12 protein-coding genes and 3 pseudogenes are annotated in these 12,217 nt (G+C 42.9%); 7 read left to right on the top strand and 8 right to left on the bottom strand.

Going from position 1 to position 12,217, the window contains the following annotated elements; genetic code table 11:
• Positions 1-217 (top strand): IS3 family transposase (locus tag L1D55_RS25710; protein WP_239915817.1); only part of this gene is annotated, 217 nt, incomplete at its 5' end.
• A 27-nt stretch (positions 218-244) separates the two neighbouring features.
• On the opposite strand, the gene L1D55_RS25705 is transcribed toward L1D55_RS25710, so the two are convergent.
• Positions 245-658, bottom strand: coding sequence for a Rieske (2Fe-2S) protein (locus tag L1D55_RS25705; protein WP_239919349.1), 414 nt, complete (start codon positions 656-658; stop codon positions 245-247).
• A gap of 789 nt (positions 659-1,447) precedes the next feature.
• Between L1D55_RS25705 and L1D55_RS25700 the strand changes: the two genes are divergently transcribed.
• Entirely contained in the window at positions 1,448-1,939 is a 492-nt protein-coding gene (locus tag L1D55_RS25700) for a transposase (RefSeq protein WP_239919350.1), read from the top strand.
• A gap of 5 nt (positions 1,940-1,944) precedes the next feature.
• Here L1D55_RS25700 and L1D55_RS25695 read toward each other — a convergent pair.
• Positions 1,945-2,217 (bottom strand): annotated as a pseudogene (locus tag L1D55_RS25695) (DDE-type integrase/transposase/recombinase); the annotation flags it as partial.
• 92 nt (positions 2,218-2,309) lie between these two features.
• Here L1D55_RS25695 and L1D55_RS25690 point away from each other — a divergent pair.
• Both L1D55_RS25690 and L1D55_RS25685 read left to right on the top strand, forming a co-directional pair.
• Positions 2,310-3,102 (top strand): annotated as a pseudogene (locus tag L1D55_RS25690) (transposase); the annotation flags it as partial.
• Between the two features lie 526 nt (positions 3,103-3,628).
• Positions 3,629-4,489, top strand: a pseudogene (locus L1D55_RS25685) (alpha/beta fold hydrolase); the annotation flags it as partial.
• A gap of 128 nt (positions 4,490-4,617) precedes the next feature.
• Here the strand turns inward: L1D55_RS25685 and L1D55_RS25680 are convergent.
• The 6 genes from L1D55_RS25680 to napF all read right to left on the bottom strand — a co-directional run bounded on the left by L1D55_RS25680 (position 4,618) and on the right by napF (position 9,248).
• Entirely contained in the window at positions 4,618-4,755 is a 138-nt protein-coding gene (locus L1D55_RS25680) for a TIGR02808 family protein (protein ID WP_105058260.1), read from the bottom strand.
• 11 nt (positions 4,756-4,766) lie between these two features.
• The gene (locus L1D55_RS25675) at positions 4,767-5,345 is read right to left on the bottom strand and encodes a NapC/NirT family cytochrome c (RefSeq protein ID WP_105058259.1); all 579 of its coding nucleotides are present in this window, start codon (positions 5,343-5,345) and stop codon (positions 4,767-4,769) included.
• Positions 5,346-5,374: 29 nt separating this feature from the next.
• Positions 5,375-5,830 carry a nitrate reductase cytochrome c-type subunit gene (locus L1D55_RS25670; RefSeq protein WP_105058258.1) on the bottom strand — a complete coding sequence of 152 codons (456 nt, stop codon included), beginning with the start codon at positions 5,828-5,830 and terminating at the stop codon, positions 5,375-5,377.
• Positions 5,831-5,954: 124 nt separating this feature from the next.
• A complete protein-coding gene (gene napA, locus L1D55_RS25665) occupies positions 5,955-8,444 on the bottom strand; it encodes a periplasmic nitrate reductase subunit alpha (protein WP_128164505.1) in 2,490 nt (829 codons plus the stop codon).
• On the bottom strand, positions 8,441-8,746 hold the full coding sequence (locus tag L1D55_RS25660) for a chaperone NapD (RefSeq protein ID WP_128164502.1): 306 nt from the start codon (positions 8,744-8,746) through the stop codon (positions 8,441-8,443). The genes napA and L1D55_RS25660 overlap by 4 nt, the downstream gene beginning before the upstream one ends.
• A 22-nt stretch (positions 8,747-8,768) precedes the next feature.
• The gene (gene napF, locus L1D55_RS25655; protein WP_128164500.1) at positions 8,769-9,248 is read right to left on the bottom strand and encodes a ferredoxin-type protein NapF; all 480 of its coding nucleotides are present in this window, start codon (positions 9,246-9,248) and stop codon (positions 8,769-8,771) included.
• A 253-nt stretch (positions 9,249-9,501) separates the two neighbouring features.
• On the opposite strand from napF, the gene narQ reads away from it, so the two are divergent.
• The 3 genes from narQ to L1D55_RS25640 all read left to right on the top strand — a co-directional run.
• The gene (gene narQ, locus L1D55_RS25650; RefSeq protein ID WP_239919348.1) at positions 9,502-11,232 is read left to right on the top strand and encodes a nitrate/nitrite two-component system sensor histidine kinase NarQ; all 1,731 of its coding nucleotides are present in this window, start codon (positions 9,502-9,504) and stop codon (positions 11,230-11,232) included.
• The gene (locus L1D55_RS25645) at positions 11,219-11,851 is read left to right on the top strand and encodes a response regulator (RefSeq protein ID WP_128164496.1); all 633 of its coding nucleotides are present in this window, start codon (positions 11,219-11,221) and stop codon (positions 11,849-11,851) included. Before narQ ends, L1D55_RS25645 begins: the two co-directional genes overlap by 14 nt.
• A gap of 243 nt (positions 11,852-12,094) precedes the next feature.
• Positions 12,095-12,217 (top strand): transposase (locus tag L1D55_RS25640; RefSeq protein ID WP_239917693.1); only part of this gene is annotated, 123 nt, incomplete at its 3' end.

The following is a 12,217-nucleotide window of genomic DNA, read 5'->3' as shown; positions in this document are numbered from 1 at the left end:
TATGAGTAGGAAAGGAAACTGCTGGGACAATGCTTGTGTTGAGAGTTTCTTCCATTCTATGAAAGTGGAAGCGATCCAATATGAGCCGATTATGACGAGAGAGCAGATGCGCCAAACGATCTTCGAGTACATAGAGGTTGATTATAATCGAACGAGAAGGCACAGTGCTCTTGGGTATCTAAGCCCAGTTAACTTTGAACAACAAAATGTCGCTTAATGAAGTGTCCAGTCTGGCTGGAGCAGATCATAGCGATAAAGGTATAAGACTGCAATCGTGCTCCTCAATACCATGAAAGGCTGATTTATTTGGTAAATACTTTAGTCTCCCTGAAGTATCGAAAACCCAAGAATGGTAAGGGCAAACAATTTTGTGTGTATTTCCCTTTGTGTTTACTCGAACCAACTCATGTCCTCGATGAGGGCAAACATTGAAAAACGCTTTTATTTCATTATTTTCTGATCGGATAACAATGACTGGCTTTCCGTCTACAACCTCAGTTAAATAATCACCTTTTCTTTGAACGTCATTTATATGACCAGCGAGATGCCAAGATTGGCCTAAAATTCGTTCTCGTTCTACTTTAAATATGTCCTTATCTATGTATTGTGAAGAAGGTAGGGTTTTATGAACCCCCGACTTAAAAACATTTTCTTTCATAAAATCCACTTTAATTGAGTCAGAACCTTTACAGCATAGTATACTCCGGTAAAATTAGTAGAGATAGTAAATTTTAAAACGTGCACGTACCGTAAAGGAGATAGTTAACGCCGCATTCTTGCGAATCCCCTCATAATTAGGCATAAAAACAATGAGGTAGATGCGCATAGCCGTCTTTGATCTAATGAATATCGCTGAACACACATTTCGAACAAGTGGGTTAACAATGCGCGACATTCAGATTCTACAACAAACCATACAAAACCAATACCCATCCATTCACAAAAAACGCGTTAATTCTCTGATGCTTACTACAAAAAGTGTACTTGACGGTTCAGACTTAACGCTGACTAAACTAGGCCGGAAATTGGAAACTAATACCACGGTAAAACATGCGATCAAACGCGTTGATAGACTGCTTGGGAATCGCCAATCACATCGTGAAAAGACCTTATTTATAAATGGCATGCCTACTTAATAACGGGCGCCAACCCATGCCCTGTGCTCCTTGTGGATTGGTCTGATGTTCGTGAACAACTTCGTTATATGACGTTAAGAGCATCCGTTGCACTTGATGGTCGAGCCATCATAATTTTTGAGCAAATTTTTGAGTATGACCAATACAATTCACCGAAAAGTCACCAAATATTCCTCGATAAATTGCAGAGTATTTTGCCGAATAAAATCAGTCCGATCATCGTTTCTGATTCGGGTTTTAGAAATACTTGATTCCGCCGAGTTCAGGAGAAAGGTTGGTTTTGGTTAGGTCGTGTCCGAGGTGAAGTATCAATCAAACAACCCCAAAAACCTTGGGTCTCAAATAAAACCTTTTATCCAAACGCCGTCCATAAACCCAAATATCTTGGCCACTGCTTATTAGCAAAGAGATCACCGATATCTTGTGAAGCCTATGTTTATAAGGGATTAGAAAAAGGCAGAAAAGCCCAGCGCCATAGCAGAACCAGCCAAAAACACTCCGCTACACATTTCTATCAACGCAGTGCAAAGGAGCAGTGGTTACTCGCGACCAATGTCCCTAGACATATCTTAAATGAAGTACAAATTACCAACCTGTACGCCAAACGCATGCAAATAGAAGAAGCTTTCCGCGATCTAAAGAGTACCGCCTATGGAATCGCACTTCGTCACAACAGAACTCGTTGTACTAAGCGATTGGATATCCTGCTTCTTATTGCGTTGCTCGCTGAAATCTTGATGTGGTGGAATGGCCTCATTGCAGTACAAGCCAAATGGCATTTTGACTTCCAACCAAGTGCTTGACGTGTTTTCTGTTTTACCCAGCGATGACTCTGCTCCACGATATTGTTCAGGTATTTGATATCCAATATCTCAATCAGTGACAACATAAAGAAGCCCGTTAACCAGAGTTGAATATTCATTGCATCAAGCGCAGCACAATTACTTTCACTGCCATCAATCTCCACTTTATCAGGTAATCCATTCTGCACTATCGCTTTATTCAAAAAGGCTTTTGCGGCGGCTTCATCACGAGTTGGACTCAGATAATAATCGACAACATCGTAAGCGTCTACGAACCGACTCATTGACTTTCTAATATCAACGCAGATACCGCCAACTAAGGCGGTATCTGTCATTCTGAGCGGTATTTTGTAGGGGCGGACTATTCCGTCTTTGGCAAATCACGTGTGTTGAGCGAATGTTAGCGTGTGGGACTAACATGATGGGAGCTAAACATTACGATTGTGGTACGCCAGACTGTCCGCATACTAAGGTCATCTGCCAAAGCTGCAAAACGAAGGCTTGCAGTTCTTGTGGCACTAAGTCCACCGAGCAATGGATACATACTCAACTTGATGTCATGCCAGACTGTGAACATCAACACATCACGTTCACTATGCCGAGCAAGCTATGGCCTATCTTCGAAGCCAATCCAACATTACTCAATGATTTATTCTCTCTTGCGGCGACCTCAACTTATCCACATCGACCACCAATCATATTCAAGATTACCGTCAATGGAACGTCTTCTTAGAGCGTCAATATCAACGCTACTGGAATATTCACTTTGCCAAAAAGACGAAAGAGCTAAAGCAAACGGTGAATTATCTGGGTCGTTACCTGAAGCGTCCACCGATATCCGCATCGAGGCTGCGTCATTATAGCGGGGGGACGGTGGTATTTAAGTATCTAGATCATCGAGACGGAACGCATAAAACGAAGACGTTGACGCAAGAAGAGGTGATATTGCGGTACGTAAGTCATATCCCGCAGCAGCATTTTTAAATGGTGCGTTACTACGGTTTTCTATCTAATAGAAAGCGGGGGCGTCTACTTCCTTTGGTGTATTTAGCTTTAGAAAAGAAGAGTCTGAAACAGGCTGCCCCCTCAGGTATGCCAAACAATACAAAGGGTTTACAGGTAACAATCCATACCAGTGTGTGCTATGCGGAGGCAGAATGAAGCCGACAGAGCGAAGCGGCGTCAGTATCACTAATCTAGAGAAAATTGATCATTTTGAGGATTAGGGTCAAAAAACTAGGCGAAACCTAAATGAGTTACAAGTCCTTAATATTTGGTAAATTTCTGTAATTAACTTTCAGAATGCTTTTAGGTGGCAAAGTGAAAGAAGAGGGTAGGTTTTTATCTCTTGCCTCAATTTTGCAAGTGAAGCTTGCAAAAGTTGTACTAAACTAGCCTATTTAACATATTGTACATAACACGCCTGTAAAATTAGGGGTTATAAAGAGAGTTTAAGACTTTGAGACAATCACTAATGCTTAAGGAAAAATAAGGCTTAGCCCTGCTAGAATCTGTAATGCGTTGCTGGTTGAATAATACTCGAGCTTTTTGTGGCCGTTCCACTAAATCAAGAGTATATGTGAGAGGGCTTCCTGTCGTATGACAAAAGAAAGTAACAGCGCAGCCAGCTATTTTGTTGAATTTATAATGATTACTGACTCTGTGCTGGCTGTGGGGCCCGTCAAAAGCGGAACGGTATTGGCTTCAACAGTCGCTTACTATGCCGCCAAGCGTATGAAGAAACGTATTAAAACCGCTACTTTCTTTACTACTCTATTAGATTTCTCTCAGCCGGGTGAGGTGGGCGCATATATCAATGAAACGATCATCAACGCCATAGAGAAACAGAACGATGCCAAAGGCTTTATGGATGGTAGGTCGTTGAGTGTGACGTTCAGTTTGCTACGTGAAAACAGCTTGTACTGGAACTACTACATTGATAATTACCTAAAAGGCAGCAGCCCAATGGAGTTTGATTTGTTGTACTGGAACAGTGACAGTACTAACGTTGCTGCTAAGTGTCATAATTTCCTGCTACGAGATCTGTACCTTGAAAACAAACTGGTGCAAGACAAAGGCGTGAAAGTGGGTGGTGTCTGGATTGACCTGAATAAGATCAAAATACCTAGTTATTTCATCTCTACTAAGGAAGACCATATTGCACTTTGGCAGGGGACTTACCGCGGCGCACTGAATACGGGTGGCAACAAGACGTTCGTGCTTGGCGAGTCTGGACATATCGCAGGTATTGTTAATCATCCAGACAAGCAAAAGTATGGATTTTGGCTGAACGACAATTTGGATGATTCTGCTGATGAGTGGCTATCAAATGCTACCCACAATGAAGGTTCTTGGTGGACACACTGGAATCAATGGCTACAGGGCTTTGAAGCGGCTGAAAGGGTTGAACCGTTTAATCAAGGTTCTGAGTTGTATCCTGTGATTGGTAAGGCGCCAGGGAACTACGTAAAACAGGTGCTTCCAATTGTCGATAAAGCTAAGAGCGATACAGAAGTCACTGAGAAAGGCGGTCAACCAAGCGACGCGTAGTGTTCGTATGGTTACTATGCAGTAATAAAATATTACCGCAGATAACAAAAAAGCCACTGAATTCAGTGGCTTTTTAACTTTAGCTAATCTCTAACTCATCAAAAGTAGGAGAAAAGTTGGTTCGATTCTTAATCGATTTCTTTGTCTTTACCCATAGATAAAATCCAAAGAGATACGGCTGCAACACCTGCGAAGCCGGCAAGAATGATAAATGGCATAGCACTGTAACCCAAGATATGCCAAATTACGCTCTCTAAAGTACTCATTCAATTGCTCCTTATTGCCAGCCTTCAACACCGTGCATGTCTGGTAGTTTATGTGCGATACCTTTGTGGCAGTCTACACATGTTTTCTCACCAGAAGCTAGTGCTGTCGAGTGTTGTTTTGCACTACGAGGACTCTGTTCAGAGAAGTCCATGTAATCGAACTGGTGACAGTTACGACACTCAAGTGAATCGTTCTTTTTCAAACGAGCCCACTCACGTTCTGCAAGGTGAGCACGACGCTCTTTGAATTTCTCAGGAGTATCAATCGTCTTAGCAATAAAGTGAGCGTATAGCTCTTTTGATGCTTGAACTTTACGAACGATTTTATCAGTCCACTCATGCGGTACGTGACAGTCTGAACAGATTGCACGAACACCTGAACGGTTCGAGTAGTGGATTGTTTCTTGGATTTCTTCAACGATAGGTGCGTGACAGCCAGAACAGAATTCTTCTGTGTTGGTCGCTTCCATACCTGTGTTAAATGCACCCCAGAACAAAAGACCGCCCGAGAATCCCAAGAAAAGTACAAGGCCTACGGCTGCTTTACTTGGAGTTGTCAGTCTTTTCCAAAACGCTTTTAATAATTTCATATAATAGCCTCTCTACAATACGGCTAAGATTAGCGTAGTGAGTCAACAGGTTTAAACTCGTTCTCTACTAATGGTTTCGCACTAGCTTGTGGAACGTGACACTGCAGACAGAAGTAACGACGAGGTGAAACGTCAGCAAGTACTGCATCTTCACGGTTCATGTAGTGAGTAACACTAATCTTTGTTGCACCCATCTCTTTCGCATTTTTCCAGCTGTGGCAAGACAGACATTTGTTTGCGTTTAGAGAGACTTCGTAGCTACGAATTGTGTGAGGAACCAATGGTGGTTGGTATACGTAATCACTTTCAAGCACTTGGTCGCGAGGGAATTTTTTGAAGTCATCCGCTGGGCGAGTTGCTTCTAGTTCACTTGCACCACGTAGAGATTCTACGCCACCAATGCCGCCTGGGTTATCTAGCTCAGCTTGAGCTACGCCAGCTAGCAAAAGACCAGCTGATAGTAGGGCAGTAATCAGTTTTTTCATGGTTAATTTCTCCGCCTAAAGGCAAATTCTTTGAGTGGGCCACTTCGCTCAAAAGGTTATGAAAAAAGTAGCCGCAATAATAAATACGTTAGATCTACGAACTAAGTTCTAGAACATATAGTTCTTAAGCGACCTTAGTGATCTTAACTGGACACTTCTTGTAGTCCGTCTGTTTAGACAGAGGATCCGTTGCATCCAAGATCAACTTGTTGATCAGAATTCTTGCATCAAAGAATGGTACGAATACCAAGCCTTGTGGTGGACGGTTACGGCCGCGAGTTTCAACACGTACACGAACTTCACCACGTTTGTTTTCGATAAGAACTTCATCACCGCGACGTAGGCCACGAGCTTTAGCATCAGCAGGGTGCATGTAACACAGTGCATCTGGTACAGCTTTGTAAAGCTCTGGTACACGACGAGTCATAGTACCTGTGTGCCAGTGTTCTAGAACACGGCCTGTACATAGCCACATATCGTATTCTTCGTTTGGTACTTCTGGTGGCGCTTCGTACGGAGCATTGATGATCAGTGCTTTGCCGTCTGGTTTGCCATAGAAATCCCAACCAGAGCCTGCTTTCGCATATGGATCTGAACCTTCTTTAAAGCGCCATTGAGTTTCTTTACCATCAACAACTGGCCAACGTAGACCACGAACTTTGTGGTAGCGATCGTATGGTGCTAAATCGTGACCGTGGCCGCGACCGAAGGCTGCGTATTCTTCGAATAGGCCTTTCTGTACGTAGAAACCTTGTGCTTGTGCGTCGTCGTTAAGCTCTTGAGCTTCAGACAGAGGGAAAGCATCAACATTGCCGTTTCTGTAAAGCACGTCGTACATAGTTTTGCCACGTAGTTCAGGTGCTTTAGCTAGAAGCTCTTCGCCCCAAACTTCTTCAATAGTGAAGCGCTTAGAGAACTCCATGATTTGCCATAGGTCAGACTTCGCTTCACCTACAGTTTTCACTTGTTGGTACCAAGCTTGTGTACGACGCTCTGCGTTACCGTAAGCACCTTCTTTCTCGATCCACATTGCTGTTGGAAGGATAAGATCAGCGGCTTGCGCTGTTGCTGTTGGGTACGGGTCAGAACATACGATGAAGTTGTCTGGGTTACGGTAACCAGGTAGACGTTCAGTGTTGATGTTTGGACCAGCTTGCATGTTGTTGTTACACATTACCCAGTAAGCGTTGATCGTACCGTCTTTTAGTGCACGGTCTTGAGCAACAGCGTGTTTGCCTGGCTTAGGTGGGATAGTGCCTTCTGGAAGCTTCCAGATTTCTTCTGCAATCTTACGGTGTTTAGGGTTCGCAACTACCATATCTGCTGGTAGACGGTGAGAGAACGTACCTACTTCACGAGCTGTACCACAAGCAGATGGTTGGCCAGTTAGTGAGAATGGGCTGTTACCTGGAGTAGAAATCTTACCTGTTAGAAGGTGGATGTTGTACACAAGGCTGTTCATCCATACACCACGAGTATGTTGGTTCATACCCATTGTCCATAGAGACATTACTTTGATGTTTGGATCTGCGTATTGCTTAGCAAGCTTAATCAGGTTCTCTTGAGATACGCCTGACATTTCAGATGCTTTCTCTACTGTGTACTCTGCAACTGCTGCTTTGTACTCTTCGAAAGTGATTGCAGTCATTGCACCTGAGTTAGGGTTTGCTGCTGCTTTCTGTAGTGGATCGTCATCACGAAGGCCGTAACCGATGTCAGTCGTTGCCTGCTTGAAGTGTGTGTGCTTATTTACGAAGTCCCAGTTAACCGCATCGTTTTGAATGATGTAGTTTGCAATGAAGTTTGCAATTGCAAGGTCAGACTGAGGGTTGAAGATGTAACCAGTGTCTGCAAGCTCAAAAGAACGGTGGTAGTAAGTAGACAGTACGTTTACTTGAACATGTGGGTGGCTTAGACGACGGTCTGTAATACGAGTCCATAGTACTGGGTGCATTTCTGCCATGTTTGAACCCCACAGTACAAATGCGTCTGCGTGTTCAAAGTCATCGTAACAACCCATTGGCTCATCGATACCGAAGGTACGCATGAATGCACCTACCGCAGAAGCCATACAGTGACGAGCGTTTGGATCGATGTTGTTTGAACGGAAGCCCGCTTTCATCATCTTAACAGCAGCGTAGCCTTCCATTACTGTCCATTGGCCAGAACCGAACATACCAACGCCAGTTGGACCGTTCTTCTTAAGAGATGCTTTCCATTTCTCAGCCATCACGTCGAACGCTTTGTCCCATGATACAGGTGTGAAATCACCATCTTTATGGAACTCACCATCTTTCATACGAAGAAGAGGTTGCTCAAGACGGTCTTTACCGTACATGATTTTCGAAAGGAAGTAGCCTTTAATACAGTTAAGGCCTTTGTTTACAGGTGCTTCAGGGTCGCCTTGAGTCGCAACCACTTTACCGTTTTGAGTACCTACTAGCACCGAACAGCCCGTACCACAAAAACGACAAGGCGCTTTATCCCACGTGATTTTTGTTTGATCTGAGCTAGCGATCAGGTTGGTTGCTGTTGCTGGTAGTGTTACACCTGCAACGGCTGCCGCTGATGCAGCTGCGTTTGCTTTCACAAACGCACGTCTTGTCATTTTCATACTTCACCCTCGAGTTGAGAATTGTTGCTTCCAGTTTCTAAATCCGTTTCGTCTAGTCCAGTCTCGATTTGGTGATAAACCAAAGCTGTACCTAAAACGTTCTTAATGTTGTTTATTGCTTCGATGGTGTCCGTTACAAAACCTTGGTTTTCGGTTTCTAGGACCACGATGATTTTGCCTTCAGGGCTATCTCCGTAAATCTCGGCATTATCGAACTTTTCGATCTCTGCTTTGATTTCATTTAGATGCTCTGGGCTCACATGCACGACTAAACTTGATATATGCACTTCATTTAGTGCCATAAATTGCTCTCGTTATTTTTATTTATGCATTACTCACAAGAATAGCTGAAGTAGGGCAAACTGCTACGCAGGCTCCACAACCGCTACACTCATCTAACTCGATTTTTGGTAGAGCAACACTGCCTGCTCTAAGTTGAAATTGAATGGCCATAGGTTCACACATGTCACCACAGCTTCGGCATTCAACATTTTGCTGTGCTAGGCACTTATCAGAGATTTGTGCTTTAGCTTGCCAAGGCTCTCCTTGCTTTGGCTTAAAAATGGGTTCGGGACAAACATCTGCACATTGATAGCAGAACGTACATTCATCAATTGAGAAATCGACAGTAGGAAATCCACCGTCGCCTACAATGATTATCTTAGTCTCACAACTCTCAATACATTTTCCGCATCGAGTACAGTCATCTACAAAGCGCTCTAGGTTGTTAATCCAAGGCAAACGAATTTGGCTTGCATCCACTTTTTTTCTCGAAAACATACGGCGTTTTGATAAGTCTACCACAAGTAACCTATAGATGTTGCTAAGATGTTGTAATTGTAGGTCATTATTTCATTAATATCTTGTAATTTGTCCTCATAAGTAGTGTAGTTTTAGAAACAATTGTATAAATACCCCCTAAGGGCTAATTGGGGGCATATATTGTCATAGATCAATAAATTACGAGGCGAGTGATCACATATTGAATGGAGCTATGATTTTTGATGTGTGACAATACGATTTTGCTGACAAGTCAATTATCAATAGGAAGGCCAACTTGCTTATAAAACCGGTTTCATCTGTCACAAGTACGATAGCGAAATCACTGCTATCTATACTGTTGTTGTCGGTTGCTACGACTGGCTTTGCTATCTTTACGTTGGCTTCAAGTTTGAACGATGCCGAGGCGGTTAACGTAGCGGGTTCAATGCGCATGCAAAGCTACCGTTTAGCCCATGATATTCAAATAGAATCAGTTGATTATGATTCACACATCCGTGAGTTTGAAACCTCCCTCTATTCGCCATCTATGACTAAGCTTGTGAGTTGGGATGTTCCGACAGATATCACAGAAGACTACTATCTTATTATTGGTCGCTGGCACGAATTGAAACGCGTACTGAATAGTGAAGACAGAAAACACTATCTCGTATTGGTTGAGAATTTCGTGGTTGAAATAGATGGCTTCGTTTTTAAACTGCAAGAATTCTCAGAAGACAAATTGATAAAACTGGCATGGGCTGGTGGTATCGGTTTAGGCGGGATCCTCGTCATATCTCTTTTTGTTGTTCATTTCGTACGTAAACAAGTTGTTAAACCACTGCATGCGCTTGTTGGTGCAAGCCAAAGGATCAAAAACAGTGACTTCGAGGTCGAACTCAAGGTAACGAGCAACAACGAGATGGGTATTTTGACCAAAACCTTTAACTCGATGGCAAAAGACTTGGGTGTGCTTTATCGAAACCTTGAAGATGTGGTGGATGCGAAGACGATAGAACTACAGAATGCTAACCAGTCGCTACAGGCACTTTATAACTCGTCACAAGAGCTCACGGTTACGCGTATCGCTCCTGAAAACTTTAGAGCGATATTGCAGCACCTCGTAAGCTTAGAGGGTATCGAATCTTTGCGATTAGAGATCGTAGACAATTCGGGCCGACCATTGATTATGGATGAAGGCTACGATCCAAGCCGAGATTACGAAAAATTTGAAATGAAGTTGGACGATAATGAGCTTATTCTCGGCTATCTATATTGCTCTTATCATCATGGCCACTCGACAAAAGCGCTGATTGAGAGCTTTATCCAACTACTCTCAAGAGCCATCTATTATAATCGTGCTCAAAAGAAGGCTGAGCAGCTTATTATTATGGAAGAGCGTGCAACCATTGCCCGAGAGCTCCATGATTCGTTAGCTCAATCACTGTCGTATTTAAAAATCCAAGTGACGTTGCTTAAGCGTGTTATCGGTAAACTGCCAGAACAGCAGCATCGTGAGCAATCTGAGCAAATTGCATCGGAAATCGGCAATGGTTTAGCAGAAGCCTATACTCAACTAAGAGAACTTCTCACTACATTTAGGTTATCCATCAAAGAGGGTAACTTTGGAGATGCTTTAAGCACTATGCTTGAAGAGCTCAGCGAAAGAACGGATGCAAAGATTAAGCTTGATAATAATCTTTCATCGATTGAACTTGATGCGCATAGTCAGGTTCACTTGCTTCAATTGATTCGTGAAGCAACAATAAATGCAATAAAACACGCCAATGCCGACTTGATAGATGTATGCTGTATCGATGAGGACGGTGAAGTATTAGTCGTGGTTAAAGATAACGGAGATGGCTTTGACTTAAGTAGTTCGAAAATGAACCACTATGGGATGAGCATTATGCAGGAGCGTGCGGCAAGACTGAATGGCGACTTAACGATTGAAGCGGCGCAAGGTGAAGGCTGTACAGTCATATTGAAATATAAAAGTTTGAAGGAAGTTAAAGTTGACGATTTGTAAAGTAATGCTGGTTGATGATCATCCATTAATGCGTAGAGGCATAAGCCAATTACTGAGCTTTGAAGACGAATTTGAAGTGATTGCTGAAGCAAGTAATGGTACAGAAGCTGTTGCGCTTGCTCATGAAGAAGAACCTGATTTGATCTTACTTGATCTGAACATGAAGGGTATGTCCGGCTTAGATACATTGAAAGCGCTTCGTACTGACGGTTCTAGTGCTAACATCGTTATCCTAACGGTATCTGATAGCCCTGCAGACATCGAAGCGATCGTAAAAGCGGGTGCTGATGGTTACTTATTGAAAGACACTGAACCTGATGAATTGATTGAACTCCTTAAGCAAGCACACGGTGGTGACAAGGCATACAGCAGTGTAGTTGCTCGTTACCTAAACGACGCGGGTAGCCGCAACGACATCTTCGACCAGTTAACCGAACGTGAAATGCAGATCCTGCAAGAAGTGGCTAAAGGTTACCGTAATAAGCAAATCGCCGATCATCTGTTTATTTCTGAATCGACAGTTAAGGTACATATGAAGAGCTTGCTGAAAAAGCTGCAAGTACCTTCTCGTACAGCAGCAACCGTTCTTTACCTAGAGCGTTACGGAGAAATGAAGTAGGGCTTGTTCCTTTGAAATAACACTATTTCAAGCCGTACTGTTCAATTCAACTCTCAATAGCTTTGAAAGTGTTGCAGAGGAATATTAAAAAAGGCGCTGAACTTATTAAGTTCAGCGCCTTTTGTTTTCAGCCCTAAACCACCTACTTCAGTAGGTGGTTATCATTCAGTTTGGCTTTGCCTGTAGTTCTACCCATGTTAAATGCTCCCTTGATTTTTAGCGAAGTCAAAGAGGACAAATAACATGAGCAGATATAATCAAGCTTCCCACGTATTTTGGAGATGTCAATATCACATAGTGTGGACACCAAAGTATCGATTTAGGATTTTGAAAAACAATGTAGGTAAAGAAGTTTATCGATGTATA

It is taken from the genome of Vibrio sp. Isolate22, from assembly GCF_022398115.1.
Taxonomy (GTDB): Bacteria; Pseudomonadota; Gammaproteobacteria; order Enterobacterales; family Vibrionaceae; genus Vibrio.
Note: the sequence above shows the minus strand (reverse complement) of the source record. Positions and strands in the feature narration are given on the sequence as shown.